Genomic DNA, 25,439 nt, shown 5'->3' with positions numbered 1-25,439 from the left:
TTTGGGTGACAGTGTAACTCTAGTTATCACTTTCTTCAATAAAATTACTCTGTAATGAGATTCAACTCGAATTGATAATGTAATTACTGAAAAATCAGACGTATGTGACTATGTGATGTATAATCGGTTTTATTTCTTATTAATAAGTAAGCATGCAGTTAGACACGCCATTTTTAATCACGCCACAATATGATCATATTCAAGACAGCTTGAATGAACCTTATCTAATTGACGCGCAATCACCCTATTCTCTGCAGCCTAGATTGACCAAAGCTTTAGAGCGCTTCTCTCATATAAATGGTGTTAACATTCTTCAAATCAATGCGTTAGATAATCATGTATATCGTGATTACATCGCTCGTTGGTTAATGATAAATGCTTCAAACCGTTTAATGACCTCTGATGCGGCTCCTGTTATTATTGCAGAAAGCGCTTCTGAAACTGATCTTTTCGGTGTTTACCATAATAAAAGTGACGTACTAGAAACGGGCTTATTACAAAAAGCCGATGGTGGTTTTCTAATTATATCAGCAAGTATTTTACTTGCGACTCCTGCACTATGGCCTCGTTTAAAAAGCTTATTACAAGGTCATACCGTTGCTATTCCTACCAGCGATTCAAAATCACCAACACAAAAAAAACATCATTTAACTGCTGATGTGAAATTAATTATTGTAAGTGATCGTGCCTTGCTTGGTGAAATTGAACAATTAGAACCAGATTTACTTGCTGGTATGTCTATGTTTTCAGAATATGAATTTGACACTAAAATATCGTCAGATTCAATTATTGCATACAGAAAGTTAATTGAATCCATCATAGTCAAACATAATCATTTACCACTAGAAAATGGAGTCGCCCTACTTCCATTGCTGAAATTAGGTGCTCGTGAGTGTGAAGACCAAACTCGAATTAATTTATGTTTATTATGGCTTAACTCTACTTTAGCTCATGCCTCCTTATCTTCGGTATCAAAAACACATATCTGCGCGGGTGATTTTACTCAATCATTTGATGATAAATATTATTTAGAATCTTATTTACCATCACGAGCATTAGACGATATTTTAGAGCAAAACATTTTCATCGAAACAGATGGTGAAAAAGTTGGTCAAATTAATGGGTTAACTGTTGTCTCTGTACCAGGACACCCTATTTCTTATGGTGAACCTTCACGTATATCTTGTGTCGTACATGTTGGTGATGGTGAATTATCTGATGTGGAACGTAAAGTCGAGTTAGGTGGTGATTTGCATGCTAAAGGCATGTTGATCATGCAAGCTTATATACTTAGCCAATTAAACACACATGAACCATTACCATTTACAGCGTCAATGGTATTTGAACAATCGTATTGTGAAGTCGATGGCGACAGTGCTAGCCTTGCTGAACTTTGTGCATTTTTAAGTGCTCTTGCTATAAAGCCAATTAACCAAAGTTTTGCCATTACAGGTTCTGTTGATCAATTCGGCATGGTACAACCTATTGGCGGTGTAAATGAAAAAATAGAAGCCTTCTTCCAGCTGTGTGAAAAGCGCGGGTTAACTGGTGAGCAAGGTGTTATTATCCCAGAAACAAATGGAATTAATCTTGTATTATCAGACGATGTAATTCGAGCAGTTGAAGATAAACAGTTTATAATTCATGGCATTAGTCATGTTGAACAAGCAATTGAGCTATTAACTGGCTTACCATTACAATCTGAAGAACATGAATCGATTTTCTCTTTAATAGCTCAACATATAGAAGACGTTGATAATAATCCGAGTCAGTGTTCTGCTTTATTATGTCGTATCAAGAACTGGTTTAACCAGCGCTGATCAGACTTGATAAGCGTACAAGTGTTCGCTAGAATCACAGCAACTTATTTAGGAGTAATACTTTAATGCAAAACAAACCTAGTTCATACAATCGTGAAGATTTACTAGCATCAAGCCGTGGTGAATTATTTGGTCCAAACGGTCCACAACTGCCTGCTCCAAACATGTTAATGATGGATCGTATCCCTCTTATGTCTGAAACTGAAGGTTTATTTGGTAAAGGTAAAGTGATTGCTGAACTAGATATTACTCCAGACCTTTGGTTTTTTGATTGTCACTTCCCTGGTGATCCTGTAATGCCTGGTTGCCTTGGCCTTGATGCTATGTGGCAGCTTGTTGGTTTCTTCCTTGGTTGGATTGGTGGCGAAGGTAAAGGTCGCGCTCTAGGTGTGGGTGAAGTTAAATTTACGGGCCAAGTATTGCCAACTGCGAAAAAAGTAACGTACGAAATTGATTTCAAACGTGTTATCAACCGTAAACTTGTAATGGGCCTAGCAGATGGTCGTGTTTTAGTTGATGGTAAAGAAATCTATGTTGCTAAAGATCTTAAAGTTGGTCTTTTCCAAGACACTTCTAAGTTCTAATTGTAGAATAATATGAATTGATAGAGTCAGCCATGTGCTGGCTTTATTTTTATCTAAACATGGTAAGTTATAGTGCGTTAGTTGTTTGTTGGTATGAATATAATTGAAGCCTCACAAGGAGGCTTCAATTATAAATTCTATTTAATGTTTAGTTATTTAAACAAACCGGAATGTTTGTCGTCTCTTGCGTCCCGCCAGCCCCCAAGCCAACATGAACGAGCATCCATTGATTGATATGGGCAATTCTCTGATGAGCGGCCATTTAATCCCGCTTTATAACCTTGCGATTGTGCTCGTTCTAAACGGTCACGCTTTTGTCTCTTCATAGTTCAGTCCTCATAGATGGAAGGCATAATGCTTCGATAAATATACTACTTTACTATTCACACCCTTTTCCGTTAGGGTTTACCATAAACATTTTATGGTAACAATATTAAGAATCGGACAAAATTAACGCTTTTTCAAGTATAAAAAAGCCCGAAGTCACAGATTGTGACTTCGGGCTTACTCTTATAAATCAGTTTTATTTAATTCGCTTTCTCATGAAACCAAACAAACTAAGCAGTGTCAGAGCACCAAAACCAAAACCAGCACCTTGACGTTCTGTCGCCGTACTTTCATAAATACGATCATCTCCCGCGTTATAAACTTCACCTGCAATTGGAACAAGCTTAACGGCAACTATCTTTTCGGTACCATTACCATCACCACAATATGCATTATGAGCAGTTGAATCATATTCTCTTGCCGTAGAACCACTTTCATCAAAACACTTAACTGCCGTTGCAGAAATAACACCAGCATCATTAATATCTGAAGCGTCATAGATTCGATATTGGTTATTACTACTACTTTCCGCACCACCATTGGTTAAATTATCGATTAACTGTGCTTTCCCACCTAAAATAGCTTTACGAGCCACAATTCCCGCTGTATCCACCTCAGAAACTCCAGATGTCTCGCCATATGGATAAATAAACGCACGTTGGCGTCGTTGTTTTCCATCGTATTCTCGGAAGTTTTCTGAATCAATTCGGCCAACAATCTCATTGAAATTATTAATGCCTCCCATTTCACCACCGGCACCATCGAAGAAGATTCCACCAGAAAAGAAAGAAGCATTAGAGGATACTGAAGCATCAGGAACGATAAACAAACGATTTGCAGCAGCACCATTTTGTGGGTTGTTACCAGAACGTTTTGCTTGACCAACGACAACTAAGTTTTTATTTATGTTTGTCGCTACTGAGTTTGTATTAGTATTATCATCACCAGCATCTACTTGAGCGTCATTAATTTGTGCTGAACTGATATCAGATAAAGCTGTAGTGCCTTTAAATATGGTGGCATTCATGTGTTGGTCATCGTAATTGTTATAACCTACACCATAAAATACATTAGGCGTTACAGATGTATCAACATACAGATCACGCATGCTGCCTTGTGAATAGTAGTCTCCATCCTTCTCTGAACCACCAGCTCTGGCTATCGAAATAAGATTGGATGCATCCCAAACGGCAGGCGATGATGAATAATAATACCTGTTGTCTCCAACACCACTTTTAGTTGATGTACTCCCCACAACATAGGTACCATCACTAGCCCATGCTCTGGATTGAGGCTTTGTTAAAATATCAGCATTAGCAACATCTGAAAATACTTCATTACGTTTACTTGAAGTACTATAATTACCAATAGGAAGAGTGCTCGCAGCTCCACTCACTTTACTAAATGAATTAACTACAGAATTAATAGCTGTCGATTTTATCTCCCCAGTTCCTTCAACAAACGCAATTGAATTTTTAGTATTATCCGTTTTTTCAACATTCCAACCACTATAATATTGTGTATCAGCCCAATATTCACACGTCGAATAACCTAATTGATAATTGCAGTAATCTTCAAACCCATCGTAATCATCTTCAATGTAGCCAAATGAGTTATCCATCGCAAATGGAACTTCTTCTCGATATGAGAACCCTTCAGCACGATTACGAGTTTCTCCCGCTAATTTATATGCAGCTCCATCTCCACAATCGTTAGTAAAACATCCTTTAGGGTCCGTGGTCATTCCTGGTTGAATCGCCGTTCCATAATACTCGGTCCCAGAAACGCCAGGCGTTACTTCCACCACTTTATAAAGCGCCGCTTGCGCAGGAAGCGCAGCGGACACCAAAACAGCTAATGTGGTTAATTGTAATTTACTACTCATTTAACTTCCTATTGTAGAGCTTCAAGTTCTTCCCAACGCTCGAATGCCACTTCCAACTCTTGCTCAGCTTCTGCTAAACGCCCTAAGACTTCATCAGTCTTTTTAGGATCTTGTTGGAAGAAAGCCGCATCGTTCACTTTCTCTTGAAGTTCAGTAATTTCGTTTTCTAATTTCTCTAATGTTTCAGGAAGCTGTTCAAGCTCACGCTGTAACTTATATGATAATTTCTTTGGCTTAGCTGCCTGCTCTACTTTTTGAGTTGTAGCAGCAACTGCTTCCGCTTTTACTTTTACTGTTGGAGCCATTGCATCACGAGCTGCCTGTACATTAGCACGTTGACGTTGTGCATCGTGATAGCCACCTACGAATTCTTCGATCTGGCCCTCACCTTCAAAGATCCAACTGGTCATTACTGTGTTATCAACGAACTGACGATCGTGACTTACTAATAATAATGTACCCTCATAGTTGGCAAGTAATTCTTCTAAAAGTTCCAATGTTTCGATATCTAAATCATTGGTTGGTTCATCAAGAATCAATAAATTGTTTGGACGAAGGAATAAACGCGCTAGTAATAAACGGTTTTTCTCACCACCTGATAATGCTTTAACAGGCTGACGAGCACGCTTTGGAGAGAACAAGAAATCTTGCAAGTAGCTCAAAGCATGACGCTCACGGCCATTCACTGTCACTTCTTGCTTACCGTCAGCCAAGTTATCGATAACCGTTTTTTCTGGGTCTAACGCTTCACGATATTGGTCAAAGTAAGCCACTTCAAGTTTCGTACCGCAATACAATTTACCTGAATCAGGTTGAAGTTGGTCAAGCATCAGTTTAAGCAAGGTACTCTTACCACAACCATTTGCACCAATTAAGGCAATGCGATCACCACGCATAACATTGAAGCTGAAGTTCTTAACAATGTTTTTACCATCAATTGAGTAATGAAGGTTTTCAGCTTCAAATACAATTTTACCTGAACGATTACCACCATCCACTTGAATGTTCGCTTTACCAACGACTTCACGACGATCTGAACGTTCACGACGTAATTGTTTTAATGCACGAACACGACCTTCATTACGAGTACGACGCGCTTTAACACCTTCACGGATCCACGCTTCTTCTTGAGCAAGTACTTTATCAAATTGAGCATTCTGATCTGCCTCTACACGTAGAGCTTCTTCTTTTGCTAGCAAATATTCGTCATAGTTACCAGGGTAAGACGATAAGTTACCGCGGTCTAAATCAACAATACGTGTCGCCATTGATTGAATGAATGCACGGTCATGCGAGATAAAGATGATTGAGCCTTTAAAATCTTTTAAGAAAGTTTCAAGCCATTCAATCGTCGTTACATCTAAGTGGTTGGTCGGTTCATCAAGAAGCAATACATCAGGATCAGAAACTAAAGCACGAGCCAATGCCGCCTTACGTTGCCAACCACCCGATAAATCGGTTAATAGCATTGAACCATCAAGTTTTAAAGACTCTAAAACTGATTGAATACGTGTATCAAAATGCCACGCATTAAGATTATCAATTTGCTCTTGTGCTCTTGCCAATTTATTAATGTTTGATTCACTTGGATCAGTCGCTAATAAATCTAATATATGGTGATACTCTTTTAAGTATTTCCCCGCTTCTGCTAGGCCTTCAGAAACATAATCAAAAACACTGCCTGTTTCATTACGCGGTGGATCTTGCTCTAGGCGAGAAACCACCACATCTTGATTAATTTGAAGTTTGCCGTCATCCATAATGATGTCACCAGCAATCACTTTCATTAGCGTTGATTTACCTGCACCATTACGGCCAACTAAACACACACGCTCATTTTCTTGTAAAACGAAATCAGATTTGTCTAATAACGGATGATCACCAAACGCTAATTGACCGTTATTAATTGTAAGTAATGCCATTGTCTTCTAACCAATTCTTTAATTGCGATATATTGAATGGCCAATTTAGCTCAGATAAGCCATTGGCCACCACTGGTATTGTGACACCGTAACGAGAGAAAAGCTCATCGTTGAACGCTATGTCTACCGTGTCTACTTTTTCGATATCTACACCCACCTCCACAAGCAAGTCAAACGCTTGCTCGCAAAGATGGCAGCCTTCCGTGCTATAGAGAGTTATCATTCGTCTCTAATCTTCCTTGTGTGTGATAATCCAACAGTTATGAATGTGTTTATTACGAGCAAAATCAAGTGGCAATGTTTGCTTAGAAATATTCTTAGCTTGAAGGCCTGCTTTCTCTAGTGCTTCGTCATCCATTTTGAAATTACGTTTGTTGTTCGAGAATACGATCGTCCCGTTCTCACGTAGCATACGTTTTAGGTTCTCAAGTAACATGATGTGATCACGTTGAACATCAAACGTCTGCTCCATACGCTTAGAGTTAGAGAACGTAGGTGGATCGATAAAGATTAAATCAAACTCACCTTCTGCTTGTTGTAACCATTGCAGACAGTCAGCTTGTAAGAACTGATGTTGAGTTCCTGTTTGATCATTCGTATTCATGTTCTTCTGTGCCCACTCTAGGTAGGTACGAGACATATCAATCGTCATGGTAGATTTTGCACCACCACAAGCAGCATGAACTGTCGCAGAACCGGTGTAAGCAAATAGGTTTAAGAAATCTTTACCTGCTGCCATTTCACCAATCATTTTACGAGTTAACTTATGATCTAAGAATAAACCCGTATCTAGGTAATCTTGTAAGTTAACAATCAGTTTTACACCGTACTCATCAACATCAAAAGAGCGAGATTTCTCAGCCAATTTTTGATATTGATTTTTACCTGATTGCTTTTGACGAACTTTCAAAATTACATTATTCGTTTCTACACCGGTCACAAGAACCGTTGCACGGATCATGTCAGTTAAACGACGACGAGCTTTGTCTTCTGAAATTTCTTTTGGTGCCGCGTACTCTTGAATGATGATGTAATCTTTGTATACATCAATAGCCGCGTTGTAATCAGGTAAATCGGCATCATAAAGACGGTAACATTCTAATTTCTCTTTACGAGCCCACTTACCAATCTTAGACAAATTCTTTTTAAGACGGTTCATAAACTCAGGAGCAACTTCAACGTTTACGGCTTCTTTACGTTCAGCTGATTCAGTAATTGAGTAGTTTTTCTGAACACACGGTAATGCACCATTGTTCAGTTTAAATTGCTTATCTGCTCGCATACGTATACATGCAAGTAAATCATCATTACTTGAATAGATTGATGCAGTACAACCACCAAACTGTTCTTTAAGTTGACGACCAAACTCACTGTACAATGCAATCAATGCTGGCTCAGTACTTAAACGCTCACCGTATGGTGGGTTACAAATCACTACGCCATTTTCAAATCCTTCTGGACGCTCAATCTTAGTTGCATCACCAACATCAAACGTAATTAAATCTTCAACGCCGGCACGACGAGCATTATCACGAGCGGTTTGAATTACACGGTAATCACGATCAAATCCGTAAAAATGTGTATCTACTTTCTTAACACCACGACGACTCTTCACTCGCGCTTCTGAACGGATCTCAGCCCAAAGCTCTGCATCAAAATCATTCAGTGCTTCAAAACACCACTTTTCACGTTTAACACCCGGTGCCATTTCACATGCCATTAGCGCCGCTTCAATCAGTAACGTACCTGAACCACACATTGGGTCTAATAATGGCTTGCTCTCATCCCATGTACTACGAAGTACTAAGGCTGCTGCTAATGTTTCACGCAGTGGAGCTCGACCGGCTTCAGTACGGTAGCCACGTTGATGCAAACCAGAACCAATTAAATCAAAACCAAGAATCCCTTTCTCGCCAGATAAACGCATATGTATACGTAAATCAGGTTCCGCTTTATCAATATTTGGACGTTCTAAATCTGCTTTTGTGAAACGGTCAACAATCGCATCTTTTACTTTCAATGCACCATATTGGCTATTTCGAATCTCACGGTTCGTACCGTTAAAATCCACCACTAACGTTTTATCTGCTGTGAAATAATTAGGCCAGTTAATTGCAGAAGCACCTAGATATAAATCCATATCATCACGAACATCAAACTCAGAAAGAATTTGAACAAAACGAGAAGCGATACGGCTCCATAAACAACAACGATAAACAACCTCAACAGGAGCTTCAAACGTAACCCCGGCATAAACTAATTTTGGATCAGTAACACCAAGTGCAATAAGTTCGTCAGCAAGTAGGTTTTCAAGGCCTTTAGAAGTAATGGCTAAGTATTTTTTCATGGGATTCTTTTGGTTATTAAATTGCCTCGCATTATACATGAATCTTACTGAAAAAGGATAAATAGATTGTAGATAAATACCTATGAAACAAGTTCATTTAAGCCTTTTAAAACAAATACTTATTAAATATAAAACCGACCGATCATTAATTATGTTTCTAAGCGGAAACTAAAAACCATCGAACAACCCTCACCTAAACTGGACTACTCCAGAATAAAATAACGGCTGTAATATTCTTACATTTACCGTTAAATGAGGAATCGAATAAGAAATATGCTTTATTTTTTGTGCTTTATGGCCATTTTTTTTCATGGTGTTTTTTTGTACTTCTTGACTCTATGTCTCATTTTTAATAGACCGAAATACAAATAATTAACTTTTTTTAAGGATATTTATCGGAAAGCTGAAATGTACAAATGGCCAATAAGCCATTCATATAAAGAATAGAAGCGATGTTTGTAGGGCAAATAAGGCGTGATAAGTCTTCAGGAAAGGGATTACAAATACATAGAGATAAGCGTGGCTTCTCGTTAACTAGCCCACTAAGGCGTAATAGGCAGAGTTTACGACTTGCATTTTGGCCATACGATCATGCATAACTTTAATTGGTTCACAAAATGCCATGTATTTAATTGGATTAAGTGCAAAAGAGTCCATGTCGACTAGCATACACATACTGGCACATTCGTAATTCTCTACAATAATAAAGTGCCCTTCTCCCAAATCATTCTTAAGAGAAACAATTTCGCCCTCTTCAGGAGAGTAACCGCAGCCTTGAGGTTCAAAAAACCAACTTTTAGGTAGCATTGGTTTATGAAAGCGTTTAGCTGCGACGCAATTAAGTGCTAATTCAACTTTACGAGGTTCAGAAAGCGGTAAGAATGAAATGTGTTCTACGAACATTTGGTAAGCAGAGGCGTCATCAACAGAGAATTTACACTCAGAGAAAGCACTATCAATAAGTACTTTATAAGGTAAGTTAACACGGAATACCATGTCCATACCTAAATCGAGCATTAGTGATTGTGCTTTATTGTCGTAATACCAATTCCATGTATCACTGGGTTTAAGCATTATCATTTCTCTCTTGATAAAATGGGAAGAGTCCCTTAGATAGCCAGTCACCAATTACTGAAAATTAAGCTGAAATTAACTCCTGTTTTCAACTCAAAATAATACTGGTGCAATTAATCATTAATTTTACAAGAGGTTAGCAATAAAAAAAGGGGAAATTTTCATTTCCCCTTCCGTTTGAATGGTTTGTAAGCAACTTTCGTTACTTTTTATAACAATTAAATATTATTAATAATATCTTTAACTAAAGCTGGACCTTTATAAATGAAACCAGAGTAGACCTGAACTAGATCTGCACCAGCCATCATCTTCTCTTTTGCTGCGATATAAGAATCAACACCACCGACTCCAATGATTGGCAACGAGTCTCCAAGTAGCTCTTTTAGACGACGTACGACTTCAGTACTGCGAGTTTGAATAGGACGACCACTTAGGCCACCCATCTCTTCCGCATGCTTCATGCCTTCAACCATTGAGCGATCTAATGTTGTGTTCGTTGCTATCACACCATCAATTTTATATTTCATTAAAGAATCAGCAATTTGAGATAATTCATTATCGTCTAAGTCCGGAGCGATCTTTAGAGCAATAGGAACATACTTACCGTATTTCTCTGCTAATTCTTTTTGCTTCTCTTTTAATTGAGAAAGAAGATCATCTAATGCTTCGCCATATTGAAGAGTGCGAAGCCCTGGAGTGTTTGGTGATGAGATATTAATCGCGATATATCCTGCGTATTGATATACCTTTTCCATACAAATTAGGTAATCTTCTGTGCCCTTTTCAATTGGCGTGTCTTTGTTTTTGCCAATGTTAATACCAATAACACCATCAAATTTTGCTTTCTTTACGTTCTCAACTAAATTATCAACACCAAGGTTATTGAACCCCATGCGATTGATTATCCCTTCAGCTTCAATTAGGCGGAAAAGGCGCGGTCTATCATTACCGGCTTGAGGACGAGGTGTCACTGTACCCACTTCAATAAAACCAAAACCCATTGCGCCAAATGCTTCGATACATTCGCCGTTTTTATCAAGACCAGCCGCAAGGCCAAGAGGATTTTTAAATTGGATACCCATTACTTCTACAGGTTTAGAAGCGAGTTTTTGACGATAGAAGAGATCAAGCGGAGTGCCTGTAAAGCGTTTAAAATTTTGAATAGCTAAATCATGTGCTTTTTCAGCATCAAGTTTGAAAATGCCAGCTCTGGCGATGCGGTATAACATTGTAGCTCCAAAAAAAGTCCCGAATAAACGGGGAGTCATTATTCACTGATTTTATTCACAATTCAAACTTAATCGTACTTTATTCGTCATAATTTATTGCAATCTAAATCCATACTATAATTAAAACAAATAACAATTCAATAAAACAGATTATAAATACAGGTGAATGCGGAAAATGTCGGGTAAATAAAAAGGCAAAGTGAATAAACAATCACTTTGCCTTTTTCTATGCAAACGTTTAGCTAAACGTTACCACTCGTTATTTTAAGAGTGTGATGAACAACTTAAGTTAAGTAAAGTTAGCTCTCTTAATGCTACAGAGAATTTAGCAAATTCATGCACCGAACCTACTTTAAACTCATTGAGAATGTTGTCCCAACGCCCTACTGATGCCGTATTCTTTTTACACCACTCTTCAATCGCACTTTCAACTGAACTACTGTCTTTATACTCATCAAGAACAAGTTGAGTTAACTGACGTTGTTGCCAATCTAAATCTTCACGGAAAGAAGCTCGAGCTAATGCTTGCCAATGATTATCAACACTTTGGTTATTAATTTGTTTTAAGAACCAATGAAGAGATAATTTGTCCCCGAGTACATAGTATAAACGAGCAGATATCGATACAGGTTGATTCGTTATTTCTGCAACAACTGAAATATCCATTGCTGAATATAAGCTGCTTAAACGAGCTAATGCATTACCTAATTCACAGGGTACCCCTAGCTCTAAATAATGATTTGCTTGTTCAATATGCTCCACTACTTCATCTTTCACTAAGTAGCTATCTAGATTCGCTTTAATATCATCAACCGCTGGTTTGTATTTAGCTATCAACTCTTGAATCGTTAGTTTTTGTGAACCATTACGCAATAACCAACGCGCTACTCGACGAATCGTTCTACGCATCGTGAAGAACGCATCATATTGCGCTTCTGTTGTGGCAATATTATCTAGTTTACGAATTTCTTTAAATAAATCCCCGAACTCAAAAATTGCTCGAGTAGCAGAATACGCATTAGTAATATCAGTGACACTGTAACCAGTTTCTTCATGCATACGAGTGATAAAGTTGCATCCCATTTCATTCACCATCTGATTTGCTAGGCAAGTCGCGATAATTTCAGAACGTAAGGGATGATTATCCATTGCTGCTTTATAGTTACGCTGTAACTCATTAGGGAAATACGTGGTAAGTAAATCAGCATGATATGGATTATTTGCTATTTCATCACACGCTAATTGCTCTTTAAGCACCATTTTTCCGTAAGCGACAAGAACCGAAAGCTCAGGTCGAGTTAATGCCTGCCCCATTTTCTCACGTTCAGTCAATGTTTCGTCATCCGGAATAAATTCCAATGCACGATCTAACTGACCTTGTTTTTCTAAGTGATGAATAAATCGGATCTGCTCTTTAACTAATGAGGTTCCTTGTTGCTCTGTCACCGAGATCGATTCCGCCTGACAATAAGCATCATCAAGAACAATCTCACCGACGTCATCTTCCATTTTTTGTAATAATACGTTACGTTGTTTATAGGTAAGATCACCATTGGCAACCAAACCATTAAGTAAGATCTTAATGTTTACTTCGTTATCAGAACAGTCAACACCACCTACATTATCAACAAAATCGGTATTAACACGGCCACCTTTAAGCCCATATTCAATACGACCCAATTGAGTCATACCTAAGTTACCACCCTCACCAATTACTTTCGCATTTAGTTCTGAACCATTGATACGTAAGGAATCATTAGCACGATCACCTACATCTGCGCTGGTTTCTTTACTTGATTTAACGTAAGTACCAATACCACCGTTCCACAACAGGTCAACATCCATCTTCAAGATCATCTGAATTAAATCATTCGGAGCTAATGATTGTTTACGAGTCCCTAGCATCTTCTGAATTTCAGGAGAAAGATCTATCGATTTAGCTCGGCGTGAGAATATACCACCACCTTGCGAAATCAGATCTTTATTGTAATCTTCCCAGCTTGAACGAGGTAATTCGAATAAACGAGCACGCTCAGGCCAAGTCAGTTCCGAATTTGGATTAGGATCAATAAAGATATGCATGTGGTTAAATGCGGCTTGAAGACGAATATGTTTAGATAGCAACATACCGTTACCAAACACATCACCCGCCATATCACCAACACCAGCAACGGTGAAATCCGTCGTTTGGCAATCAATATTCATTTCACGGAAGTGACGTTTAACCGATTCCCAAGCCCCTTTTGCAGTAATACCCATGGCTTTATGGTCATAACCATTAGAGCCACCAGAGGCAAACGCATCACCTAGCCAGAAGTTGTACTCTTCAGATACTGAGTTAGCTAAATCAGAGAACGTTGCTGTCCCTTTATCTGCTGCAACAACTAAATATGGGTCATCATCATCATGGCGAACCACATTGTGTGGTGGAATAACCTCTCCTTCAATGATGTTATCTGATACATCCAATAACGCACGAATGAATTGTTTATAACAACGTTGACCTTCAGCAAAAATATCATCCCGCGTTGTGAAATGATGTTGCTTCTTACAAACAAATCCACCCTTTGCGCCTACTGGAACAATAACGGTATTTTTAACTTGTTGTGCTTTTACTAGTCCAAGAACTTCGGTACGGAAATCTTCCTGGCGATCAGACCAACGCAAACCACCACGGGCAACTTTACCACCACGTAAATGCACACCTTCAATATCTGGCGCATAAACAAAGATTTCAAAAACTGGCACGGGTGCTGGAATTTCAGGGATATTCGATGGCTGCAGCTTCAAAGATAACCAGGGTTTTGGTTGTCCATCGTCTCCGGTTTGATAGTAGTTAGTACGTAACGTGGCAACAATCATCTCAACATAACGACGAATGATACGATCATCATCTAAGCTTTCTACTTTATCTAAACTTGCGTAAATAGAGTCTAGTTGTTTTTTCTCTTTCTTCTCAGACCAACCAGCCGCAGGATCAAATCGCAGTTCAAAGAGATTAACTACGGATACTGCCAGTTTGGTGTGCGTAGATAAGGTATCTTCAATGTATTGCTGGCTGAATGGAAAGCCCACTTGACGCATATAACGAGCATAAGCACGTAAGATGGTAACTTCACGACCCGACAATCCCGCACCAAGTACTAAACGGTTAAAGCCATCACTCTCTAATTGTCCACCCCAAATTTGAGCAAATGCTTCTTGGAAACGGCAACGAGCTTGGCGTAAATCAACTTCTTCCGAACCGTTATGAATCATAGAGAAATCTAAGATCCAATCAACAGAACCGTCACTTTTCTTAACGCTATATGGTGATTCACCTATTACTCGTAATCCTAAATTTTCAAGCATAGGCATTACATCAGATAAATGAATTGGCTCATCACGATGAAATAGTTTTAACTTAACGTTCGCTGAGCCTTTTTTCTCTTCTTGTGGACGATAGAATAACATCCCCAACTTATTGTCATCACTCAACAACTCAAGAAGCTCGATATCTGCAACCGCAGACCCAGGAAGTGTCGCTTCTTTATATGAACGAGGAAAAGCTCGTTGGTATTTCTTCGCAATCGCGGTACCTGTGCTTTCACCTAGATTGGCAACGATCACATCACATAGGCGATCATCCCATGTTGATGCCGCTTCCATTAGATTATTTTCAATATCTTTCACATTAATGTCGCCGTTATTATTATCTACACGAACAATATAATGAGTTCTTGCTAAAGCACTCTCAGAGAAGAACGTCGTAAATTCAACTTCTTGATCTGAACCAAAGTAGTTCTTCAAAATACGCTGAGTTTGACGACGAAGTTCAGTGTTATAACGCTCTTTAGTCACATACACCATGCATGAGAAGAAACGACCAAATGGGTCACGACGCACAAATAGACGTAATAAATCACGATCTTGCATTTTAACTACGCCAACACCCACTTCAAGCATCTCTTCTTCCGTCGCTTGAAACAGTTCATCGCGTGGATACGTTTCAAACAAATTGGTTAATGCTTTAAAAGAATGCGAACCTTTAATGTATTGGCTTGATTCTAAAATACGCTCGACTTTATTACTTAGAAGCGGAATGTTAGATACGCTTTGGTTATAGGCAGTTGAAGTATAAAGACCAGTAAAGCGATGCTCACCAATCACTTTCCCTTCTTTATTCAATCGTTTAATACCAATGTAATCGGTATAAGCTGGGCGATGAATTCGAGACTTTGTATTCGACTTTGTTAAGATCAACAAATCTGATTTTTTCGCTGCTGCCCGCGCAGAAGATGGCATATCAGATAATTTAGCCGTATGGATACGAGAATCTAACGAAAATAAACCTAAGCCAGTCTCTGCGGTTGGCGTTAACTCATGATCGCCTTCAATAGCAACCAAATCAAAATTCTTATAACCCATCAATGTGAAGTTATGATTTTGCAACCAAGTTAAAAACTCAATGGCTTCATTCACCTGTTTTTTAGCAATCGGAGAATCGTTATCCTGAAGCTCTTTAATCACATCTGACAGCTTATCTGACATTGGTTTCCATTCATTCACCACACGATGAATATCTTCTAAAACCAAGAGTAATTCAGATTGAAGCGCTTTCATTTCAGAGAGATCATTTAAATGATCCACTTCAAAATGAAAAAGAGTTTGTTGCATTTTACCATCACTACTACAGATCGAAATAATCTCACCGTTCTCATCACGAGTAAAACAGTGTGGACCGTGCAGCATAAAATGACTTGTCATATCAAGACGGGTTAATGCCATTTTAACGGAATCAACCAGGAAGGGACTGTCTGGCGCTACAATCTCAACCACACTGTGGGTTGATTGCCAGCCATCTTGGCTTAATGTGGGGTTAAAGACACGAACCGAAATATCAGACAGATTAACATCTGATAAATGGTTCCAAAGACTGAGAGTTGCGCCATACATATCTGATTCATTACGTTGTTGTAAATCATCATCATCAATATTGGCAAATAAACGCTGAGCAAGTTGCGTTACTAGGGATTGTTGAGGCATTTCAAGCTTTTCAGCAATTAGTGCGTACACTTTCTCAAGTAGTACTGGAACGATAGGATCACGCGTCGTCATAAAGCGAATGCTCCGTTTCTTATGATTAGAATTATTTATATAGTGTAGCAGTTGAAACTGCTTATGCGCCTTATATTGTAAGGATAATATGACGGAAACGTTATGACTTTTTTACGTGCTAGAGTCTTTATAGTTAGAAATGTGATTAAAGTAGAGGTTTATCCTACTTGCTCAAGATTTACAAAACGATTATTTTGGTCAACCGTTAAACGAAAGCGACCTTTCACTCCCAGTTGGGTTAAAAATGCTCGAAAACGTGATGCTGGTAACTGAAGTTTTAACCCTTGTTCTGTCATCACCAATACAGTACTGGCCGTGCCAGAATAATGGCTTAGAAAGGATTGGTAGTTAACATTAACTCGAAAATAATAAAACGTATTCATGGTCTATAAGTATATTTATTCTGTAATAAGAAAACGAAGTATAAAGAAAAAATGGCCAGTATAAAATACTGACCATCTCATTCTTAGATCATATTAAGATCGCACTATTACGCCAGTGCCTTTGTTACTTTTTCAAACAGATCTTTAGCTAGGTTATCTAGATCCGCCAAGCGCTGTAATTGCTCTTTCATTAGCGTCTGACGATCACTATCGTATTTCTTAAACTTCAATAATGGATCAATTAAACGCGAAGCAACTTGTGGATTACTCACATTGAGATCAAGTAATATATCGCCTAAGAACGCATAGCCTTCACCTGATTTATTATGAAAATTCACCGCATTATTAGCTGCAAATGATCCAATCAAACTACGGATACGATTCGGGTTTTTTAAGCTAAATGCTTTGTGATTCATCGTCTCTTTAATTGTAGATAATACTTCAATACTTGGGTTTGAACCCTGTAAAATGAACCACTTATCCATAACTAAGCCGTCATGAGACCATTTTTCACTAAAGTCATTCATCAATGTTTCGCGAATCGAAAGTTCTGCTGAATTAGCAGAAACCATCGCTGCCATTGTGTCTGTCATGTTATATGAGCTCTTATATTGCGCTTCAACTAATGACTCACCAACGTCTGTTTTTGCTAAATAACTTAACGCAGAATTTCGTAAAGATCGTTTACCAATTGCATTATGATCCACAGAATAAGCGTCTTGTTTCAAGCTGTGATAAGTTGCAGAAAACTCATCTTTAAGATCATTTGCTAATGTTTGCTTAATAAAACCAAGAGCAGTATCAATCGCATTTACATCAACCGTATCAAACCAACCTGTTATCTCATTATGATTTGGCAAGACAAGCATTTCAGCAATAAAAGCATGATCTAATTCTGGGTTTAATAATACACCACGGAACGCATCAACTACCGGATCTGGCAGAACCAATGAGTCATTATTTTGAACATGAATAATGTTCGCTCGAATATAATTTGCAAGTAGCATTTGCCCTGCATCCCAACGAGCAAAATCATTTTTAGCATGAACCATTAAGAAAATTAATTCTTCATCACTGTAAGCGTAATTTAATTTAACTGGCGCTGAAAATTCACGAAGTAAAGAAACGACTGGTTTTTCAGAAACCTCTTGGAAGACAAACGTTTGTTGTTCTTCAACTACATTCAATACATTATCAATACTTTTATTGTTACAGCGTAACGGTATCACTGCCCCATCTCGTGCATAAAGCTCAATATCTAATGGAATATGCAATGCTAACTTTTCAGTTTGATCTTCTGTTGCTGGTGTATGCTGTTTCACTGTTAGCGCATATTCTTGTTTTGCTTCATCGTATTCAGAAGTAACAGATAAAACGGGCGTACCCGATTGACTGTACCAAAGACGGAACTGAGTTAAATCAATTCCAGACGCATTTTCCATTGCTAATACAAAATCTTCGCAGGTTGCAGCCGTACCATCATGACGTTCAAAATAAAGCTTCATCCCTTTTTGGAAATTTACTTCGCCCAATAAAGTATGCATCATACGAATTACTTCACTCCCCTTTTCGTATACAGTCAGCGTATAGAAGTTATTCATTTCTATTACTTTTTCTGGACGAATGGGATGTGCCATTGGACTCGCATCTTCAGAAAATTGCGGGCCACGCATAATGCGAACATTATTAATTCGGTTAACAGAACGAGAACCTAAATCCGATGAGAATTCTTGATCACGAAAAACCGTTAAGCCCTCTTTTAAGCTTAATTGAAACCAATCGCGACAAGTAACACGGTTACCAGTCCAGTTGTGGAAATACTCATGACCAATTACCGCTTCAATACCTAAATAATCAGTATCGGTTGCCGTCTCTTGTTTTGCTAATACAAACTTAGAGTTAAAGACATTTAAGCCTTTATTTTCCATTGCACCCATATTAAAGAAATCAACAGCTACTATCATATAAATATCAAGATCATATTCAAGGTCAAAACGATCTTCATCCCACTTCATCGAATTGATTAGAGATGTCATTGCATGAGGTGTACGATCTAAATTTCCTTGATCAACATAGATTTCAAGGGCAACATCACGACCTGATTTGGTTGTATAAGTATCAGTTAATACATCAAAATTACCCGCGACTAAGGCAAAAAGATACGCAGGTTTTGGAAATGGGTCTTGCCAATGAACAAAGTGTTTATCCCCATCAAGATCACCATGGCTAACACGGTTACCATTACTTAATAAATGCGGGTACGCTTTTTTATCTGCTATTACTTTTGTCGTAAAACGCGCTAATACGTCTGGGCGGTCTAAATAATAAGTGATACGACGGAAACCTTCCGCTTCACACTGTGTACAAAAACCATCACCTGATTTATATAAACCTTCAAGTGCTGTATTTTCTTGTGGATTCACTTCCGTCACAATCGTTAACGTAAAATCACCACTCACATTATGAATGGTTAACTGTGTGTCTGTTTTCGTATAGTCACTATGATCAACATCATTAATTTTTAATGACACTAATGTCATTCCTTCGCCTTCAAGAAGCAAGTCCGTTGATTTTTTTAGTTGCTGTACTTTTGAGGTCGCTGATATAAATGTTTTTGTATCATCAAGATCAAAAACTAAATCAATGTCTGAGATGGTAAATTCTGGAGATTGGTAATCACTGCGAAATTTAGCCTGAGGTTGTTGGCTCATAATATATCCTTATGATGTCTATCACTAAAATGAATACAAATAGATATCTAGTGACAGTAACTAATTAACCCAACTATTTTCGCATAAGATCTAATAAAAATGTTAACTAAAAGTGGTATAGACTCATATTTCTATCCTTAGAGTCACACTATTCTCTTTGTAATAAGGCGTACATTCCAAACTGATCATTCTTTAACTCAAATACATCTTCTTTAATTATAAACGTCGATTCCTGTTCCCCTTCTTCATACAATAAAACAAGATCGTTATTTTCAAAATAATAATAACCAACCTGTTGATTCTTTTTTCCTGTTTCTGAAATAACCTCAAGTAAAAAAACAAAATCAGGACGTAGTTTCAAATTTAACGATTGAACATTACTTACCATAATGTCTTCACCTGATACAAGTTTTGAATTCCATGAACCGACCATTTGATCTGGAACGACTTTAAAAAATTCCACCCCATTTAAATAAAGACGATTATGACTGACTTTATAGTTATAAACTTGAGACTCTTCTCCTTTTCCCTCAAAGCGAATACTGTCTTGAGAAATATTAAATGTTCCTTGCCATGTCTCCGCCGTATTAGTGGCAATCTCGATCATTTCTATTTTGAATTCATTTTCTGAACTTAGTGCTATATGAAGAACATCATAATCATTATCGACGTGATCTGGTTTAAAAAAATACCAATCACCAATAAGAAATGGATTTTCAAAATAAGTCAGTGATTTATTATCAATCTCAACCTTTGCATTAGATACAAATGGACTCATAAAGAAGAGTAATATAAATAAGGTCATCAACTTCATAACAAGACTCCAAATAAGATAGAGAATATGTATTTACTCTCATATCTTAAGCCTAGATGAAATTTAACTAATTTTCTGTTTTTTAGGCATAAAAAAACAGAAGCCAAATGACTTCTGCTTTTTAGGAGCTATAACTCTATTAACTTTTTTGATTCATTAATGCTAAATCAATCGTAATCGAAACCGCTTCATCTAAATAAGCATCCGGAACTTCATAATCTTTCGGGATATCATCAAGAGTTTTAAATTCTTCTTCTTTAAGAAGTTTTTGTCTCTCGTTCACTCGCGTAAGACGACGAACATCAGCTTCATCACTTTCTTTCTCACGAACTTTCTTATTCAATGAAATCGAGGTAATGTCTTTATCTGCTTTATAGCGAGCAATATCTTCTTGAATAAATCCGAATTCTTCATCCGTTTTAATTCGTTCAATATGTTTTTTCGCTAATGGTTCAATTGTATTTACGATCTGATTAGTTTGATCATAAGTTGCCGCTTTAATGCTATCCCAAGGAAGCGCATTATCTTCAACACTTTCGCCAGTTTCTTTAGGATCAATCGCTGTTGGGAACGCAATATCAGGAACAACACCTAAGTTTTGCGTACTACCACCATTGATTCGATAGAACTTTTGAATCGTATATTGAACATGGCCAAGTGGTTTATCAAACAGATCATAAATATGATTTAATGATCTATGTTGTTGAACCGTTCCTTTACCGAATGAGTTTTCACCTAAGATAACGGCACGGCCATAATCTTGCATTGCTGCAGCAAAAATCTCAGACGCAGATGCACTGTAGCGATTCACTAATACCGTCATTGGACCGGTATATGAAATTTCACCATCAGTATCCGCATTAACATTAACTCGTCCGTAGCTATCACGAACTTGAACAACTGGGCCAGCAGTAATAAATAATCCTGATAACGCGGTTGCTTCAGTTAATGCACCACCACCATTATTGCGTAAATCAACAATGATGCCGGTAATATCTTGCTTTTTGAGTTCATCAATCTGTTTTTTCGTGTCTTCAGCTAGACCAACATAAAAACTAGGTACTTCTAACACACCTACTTTCTTGCCGTTTTGCTCGATGACTTCAGATTTAACTGCTCTATCTTCTAGACGGATCTTATCTCGAATAATTGTGACAGTGTGACTTTTTGAATCATTACCTTCTGGTAAGATATCAAGCTTCACTTTTGTCCCTTTTGGTCCTTTGATAAGCTGAACAACGTCATCTAAACGCCATCCAATCACATCAACGATTTTTTCACCTTCTTGCCCGACACCGATAATTCGGTCTCCTTCAGAAAGTTGTTTACTCGTTAATGCTGGTCCACCCGCGACTAAAGAACGAATAACCGTATAATCATCCGTTGCTTGTAATACTGCGCCAATGCCTTCTAATGAAAGATTCATTTCAGACTGGAATTGTTCAGCATTACGAGGAGATAGATAACTGGTATGAGGATCCACTTCACGTGCAAATGCATTAATGTAAAGTTGGAACGCATCTTCATTGTGACTTTGAGTTAAACGCTTAAGCGCATTATTATAACGCTTGCCTAACATCTCTTGGATTTCAGGCCAATCTTTACCTGTCATAGACAAGTTCAGCGCATCATATTTAACACGTTTACGCCACAGTTCATTTAATTCAGCTTCATCTTTTGGCCAAGCCGCTTCAGAGCGATCAAGTTCAAGAGACTCATCAACCGTATAATCAAACTCTTTATCTAAAAGAGATAGCGCATAAACATAACGTTCAAAACGACGTTTGAGTGATAAGTTATAGATATCAAAAGCGGCTTGAGAATCACCGACTTTTAATTGGTCATCTAACTTAGTAGATAATGGGGCGAATGAAGTAAGGTCAGCTTGAGTAAATATATTACGATTGTAATCAAGCATGTCTAAATATCGCTCGTAAATGGCAACTGAAAAGTCATCATCTAATGAGAAATGCTTGTAATGAGAACGTGTAAAACGAGAAGTAACACGCTTACTTGCAGTTGCATGCTGCGTTTCTGCGGTTAATACAGGTAAGTCCGTTTCTGAATACTTGGCTTCGAGAACCTTAGCTTCAAGTGCGTGTGCAGACGCTGCTAGCATTACGCCAGCAGCAATCAGCGAGACTCTAAATCGACAATTCATGCGTCGGGAGTGCTCCTTTATGAACGAAGATTCTCCGCTTTAACAACCATTTGTAGGCCATTTGATAAGCGAATTCGTACATCATCCTTGTTAATTTCAACGATTGTCGCAGGCATATTACCTTTACCCATGTTAACGCTTACGTTGTTACCAACTGTAATTTCTTCTGCGTTTAGAGCACGAGTTTCAACTGGTTGTTCTACTTTTTTAGCAGCAACTGGTTGAGGACGACGCTTAGGTGGAGTAGCAGCACGAGCTGTTTTCTTAGCTTTTGCTTCTTCTCTTACTTTTTTAGCTTGCTCTTTACGACGAGCCGCTACTTTTGCTTTGCTTTCTTCAAGAGTAGCTTTAGCGTGTTCAATGTGCTCTTCTTCTAGTTCACCACAAGGGTTACCATCTAAATCAACACGAGATGCGCCCGGCTTAACACCGTGTAGGTAACGCCAAGAAGAGGTGTATTGACGTAAACCAGCACGTAGCTGAGTTTTACTTACTTTAGGATCATCACTTAAACGCTCAGATAAGTCTTGGAAGATACCAATTTTAAGAGGTTGAGCTTCGCCTTCTAAGATAAAGCATTTCGGGAAGCGTTCAGCAATGTATGCAATTACTTCTTTGCTGTTCGCTAATTTTTCAGAGTTTTCCATGTAGTTTCCTGATAGTACGGTTTATCCCGTATTTAGGTGTATTTCTAGTAAAGATATTCCGCTATTATAGATACTTAAGCGTGAAAAACCACTACTGAAGGAAAATTAAAGTCTCTTTTCTGCTTCTTTCATGAAATCAATCAGTCCTTTTTCATCAATTTCACTAAATCGTGCAATTTTTGGGCTATCAATATCCAATACCCCTGCCAATTTGCCATTTTTATAAAATGGGATCACAATTTCAGAATTACTTTCAGCATCACACGCAATGTGCCCATCAAATTGATGAACATCTTCAATACGTTGAACCGTCTCTGTAGCAAACGCGGTTCCACAAACACCCTTACCTATCGAAATGCGAATACAAGCAGGTTTTCCTTGGAATGGTCCTAAAACAAGTTCATCATCTTTAAATAAGTAGAATCCAACCCAATTGATGTCATCCAGTTCCATATTCAATAAGGCACTTAGGTTCGCAAGATTAGCGATAAAATCTCTTTCACCTTCAATAAGCCCTATCGCTTGTTGTGTTAAACGTCGGTAATGTTTTAATTCCATTTGTTATTTTCCTTTATTCACTTGCGACTCGTTCTATACTGAGTACAATGCCGGATTAAACAGTAATAGGAACCATTCTCACCATGAGCAGTATCATTTCATCTACAATTAACTGGAATTGGCTATTAAGGCAAGCAAAAACCTACAAAAAACGTTTGGTTGCCGCAAATGCTGTTGCGATTATTGCTACACTTATCAGTGTTCCAATCCCATTATTTATGCCATTGATGGTTGATGAAGTTTTATTAAATAAACCATCTACTGGTGTTGAATTATTAAACAAGTTACTCCCTACTGCTTGGCAAGGCCCAATTGGTTACATTTTACTTGTCCTTGTCTTAGTTATCTTGATGCGAATAGTGAGTCAGATACTTAATATTTACCAAGGAAGGCAATTCAGCTTAGTGTCTAAAACGATCACTTATCAAATCCGCCTTCAATTATTGGATAAGCTAAGTCGTATTAGTATGAAAGAATACGAGTCTCGCGGTAGCGGTGGTATTAATTCTCATATTATTACAGACATAGATACTATTGATAAGTTCCTTGGCGCTACATTAAGTCGCTTTATTGTTTCTTTTTTAACGGTAATAGGCACGGCAGGTGTTTTACTGTGGATTAATTGGCAGCTTGGCTTATTTATTCTTTTGGTTAACCCTATTGTTATTTATTTTTCGCGTAAGTTAGGAAGCCGTGTAAAAGAGTTAAAACGCAAAGAAAATCAGTCATACGAACATTTTCAAACTCGCTTGATTGAAACTTTAGATGGTATCTATCAATTACGAGCGTCAAATCGTGAGCGAGCTTTTTTAGAGCAATTAAAGGATCAGGCAGATAAGATTAGGCACAGTGCTGATCAATTCGCATGGCAATCAGAAGCGGCTGGTCGACTCTCCTTTTTGTTATTCTTATTAGGCTTTGAACTTTTTCGTGCTGCTGCGATGATAATGGTCCTACTTAGTGATTTAAGTATTGGTGAAATGTTTGCCATATTTAGTTATTTATGGGTCATGCTCTCTCCTATTCAGGAATTACTTAGTATTCAATTTTCTTGGTATGGTGCATCAGCAGCACTCAAGCGCATTAATACACTATTGCATATTAATGAAGAGCCTAAAATTGAATCAAACACCAATCCTTTCCACGGTAAGAGCACAACCGAAATAACGATTAACAATTTAAATTTTAGCTATAACGACGAATGCCAAGTATTAAATAATCTATCCTTAACTATACGCGCGGGTGAGAAAGTCGCTCTTGTTGGTGCCAGTGGGGGCGGTAAATCAACACTTATTCAACTATTATTAGGATTATATCAACCTAGCGACGGGCACATTCTATTTAATGGTCACAATACAAAAGACATTGGTTTTGAAAAAATAAGAAACCAAATCTCGGTTGTATTACAACAACCTATACTATTTAACGATACATTAAGGCATAATCTAACGTTAGGATCAGACTACTCTGATGATTTATTATGGCATGCTCTTGATGTTGCTCAATTGCAAGACGTCGTAATTCAACTAACAGATGGATTAGATACACAGATTGGCCGTCAAGGCGTTAAACTTTCAGGTGGCCAACGTCAGAGACTCGCTATCGCAAGAATGGTATTAACTGACCCTAAATTTGTTATTTTAGATGAAGCAACATCAGCATTGGATACGGCAACAGAAGCAGCGTTACATAAGGCATTAAGTGAATTCTTAGTTGGAAGAACAACATTGATTGTTGCTCATCGCTTAAGCGCCGTAAAACAAGCCGATACCATTTATGTATTAGATGATGGTAAAGTGTCCCAATCAGGCACACATCATGAACTGGTTACACAGCAAGGACTGTATCAAACTTTATATGGATCAATTCAAAGTTAATAA

At 38.0% G+C, this 25,439-nt stretch carries 17 protein-coding genes; 3 read left to right on the top strand and 14 right to left on the bottom strand.

Annotated elements, in window-relative coordinates:
- Positions 1 to 152: 152 nt before the first annotated feature.
- The gene (locus A6E03_RS08040) at positions 153 to 1,820 is read left to right on the top strand and encodes an AAA family ATPase (protein ID WP_065591118.1); all 1,668 of its coding nucleotides are present in this window, start codon (positions 153 to 155) and stop codon (positions 1,818 to 1,820) included.
- Positions 1,821 to 1,885: 65 nt separating this feature from the next.
- Positions 1,886 to 2,404, top strand: coding sequence for a bifunctional 3-hydroxydecanoyl-ACP dehydratase/trans-2-decenoyl-ACP isomerase (gene fabA / locus A6E03_RS08035; protein WP_065591117.1), 519 nt, complete (start codon positions 1,886 to 1,888; stop codon positions 2,402 to 2,404).
- Between the two features lie 152 nt (positions 2,405 to 2,556).
- On the opposite strand, the gene rmf is transcribed toward fabA, so the two are convergent.
- The 14 genes from rmf to A6E03_RS07965 all read right to left on the bottom strand — a co-directional run bounded on the left by rmf (position 2,557) and on the right by A6E03_RS07965 (position 23,559).
- Entirely contained in the window at positions 2,557 to 2,730 is a 174-nt protein-coding gene (gene rmf / locus A6E03_RS08030) for a ribosome modulation factor (RefSeq protein WP_060990978.1), read from the bottom strand.
- A gap of 197 nt (positions 2,731 to 2,927) precedes the next feature.
- A complete protein-coding gene (locus A6E03_RS08025) occupies positions 2,928 to 4,616 on the bottom strand; it encodes a DUF3466 family protein (RefSeq protein ID WP_065600580.1) in 1,689 nt (562 codons plus the stop codon).
- 8 nt (positions 4,617 to 4,624) lie between these two features.
- The gene (locus A6E03_RS08020; RefSeq protein ID WP_065591115.1) at positions 4,625 to 6,538 is read right to left on the bottom strand and encodes an ABC transporter ATP-binding protein; all 1,914 of its coding nucleotides are present in this window, start codon (positions 6,536 to 6,538) and stop codon (positions 4,625 to 4,627) included.
- Positions 6,519 to 6,761, bottom strand: a complete 243-nt coding sequence (locus A6E03_RS08015) for a glutaredoxin family protein (protein WP_065591114.1) — start codon at positions 6,759 to 6,761, stop codon at positions 6,519 to 6,521. Before A6E03_RS08015 ends, A6E03_RS08020 begins: the two co-directional genes overlap by 20 nt.
- 6 nt (positions 6,762 to 6,767) lie before the next feature.
- Entirely contained in the window at positions 6,768 to 8,885 is a 2,118-nt protein-coding gene (gene rlmKL, locus A6E03_RS08010; protein WP_065591113.1) for a bifunctional 23S rRNA (guanine(2069)-N(7))-methyltransferase RlmK/23S rRNA (guanine(2445)-N(2))-methyltransferase RlmL, read from the bottom strand.
- Between the two features lie 534 nt (positions 8,886 to 9,419).
- Positions 9,420 to 9,959 (bottom strand): cell division protein ZapC, encoded by a 540-nt coding sequence (locus A6E03_RS08005; protein ID WP_065591112.1) that lies wholly within the window; start codon positions 9,957 to 9,959, stop codon positions 9,420 to 9,422.
- 218 nt (positions 9,960 to 10,177) lie between these two features.
- Positions 10,178 to 11,188, bottom strand: a complete 1,011-nt coding sequence (gene pyrD, locus A6E03_RS08000; RefSeq protein ID WP_065591111.1) for a quinone-dependent dihydroorotate dehydrogenase — start codon at positions 11,186 to 11,188, stop codon at positions 10,178 to 10,180.
- A 264-nt stretch (positions 11,189 to 11,452) separates the two neighbouring features.
- Entirely contained in the window at positions 11,453 to 16,285 is a 4,833-nt protein-coding gene (locus A6E03_RS07995; protein ID WP_065600579.1) for an NAD-glutamate dehydrogenase, read from the bottom strand.
- 158 nt (positions 16,286 to 16,443) lie between these two features.
- Positions 16,444 to 16,668, bottom strand: coding sequence for a DUF2835 domain-containing protein (locus A6E03_RS07990; protein WP_065591109.1), 225 nt, complete (start codon positions 16,666 to 16,668; stop codon positions 16,444 to 16,446).
- A 107-nt stretch (positions 16,669 to 16,775) separates the two neighbouring features.
- Complete coding sequence (gene pepN, locus A6E03_RS07985; protein ID WP_065600578.1) at positions 16,776 to 19,379, bottom strand: aminopeptidase N; 2,604 nt, start codon at positions 19,377 to 19,379, stop codon at positions 16,776 to 16,778.
- A gap of 148 nt (positions 19,380 to 19,527) precedes the next feature.
- Positions 19,528 to 20,193, bottom strand: a complete 666-nt coding sequence (locus A6E03_RS07980) for a hypothetical protein (protein WP_065591107.1) — start codon at positions 20,191 to 20,193, stop codon at positions 19,528 to 19,530.
- Positions 20,194 to 20,332: 139 nt separating this feature from the next.
- Positions 20,333 to 22,354 (bottom strand): carboxy terminal-processing peptidase, encoded by a 2,022-nt coding sequence (gene prc / locus A6E03_RS07975; protein WP_065591106.1) that lies wholly within the window; start codon positions 22,352 to 22,354, stop codon positions 20,333 to 20,335.
- A 17-nt stretch (positions 22,355 to 22,371) separates the two neighbouring features.
- Complete coding sequence (gene proQ / locus A6E03_RS07970; RefSeq protein ID WP_065591105.1) at positions 22,372 to 23,001, bottom strand: RNA chaperone ProQ; 630 nt, start codon at positions 22,999 to 23,001, stop codon at positions 22,372 to 22,374.
- Positions 23,002 to 23,106: 105 nt separating this feature from the next.
- On the bottom strand, positions 23,107 to 23,559 hold the full coding sequence (locus A6E03_RS07965; protein ID WP_065591104.1) for a GAF domain-containing protein: 453 nt from the start codon (positions 23,557 to 23,559) through the stop codon (positions 23,107 to 23,109).
- Between the two features lie 83 nt (positions 23,560 to 23,642).
- Between A6E03_RS07965 and A6E03_RS07960 the strand changes: the two genes are divergently transcribed.
- Positions 23,643 to 25,436: an ABC transporter ATP-binding protein gene (locus tag A6E03_RS07960; protein WP_065600577.1), complete on the top strand. Its 1,794-nt coding sequence runs from the start codon at positions 23,643 to 23,645 to the stop codon at positions 25,434 to 25,436.
- The last annotated feature ends 3 nt before the right edge of the window (positions 25,437 to 25,439 follow it).

It is taken from the genome of Aliivibrio sp. 1S128 (genome assembly GCF_001691065.1).
Classification (GTDB): domain Bacteria; phylum Pseudomonadota; class Gammaproteobacteria; order Enterobacterales; family Vibrionaceae; genus Aliivibrio.
The sequence above is the reverse complement of the archived record's forward strand: the minus strand, read 5'-3'. Positions and strand labels throughout refer to the sequence as shown.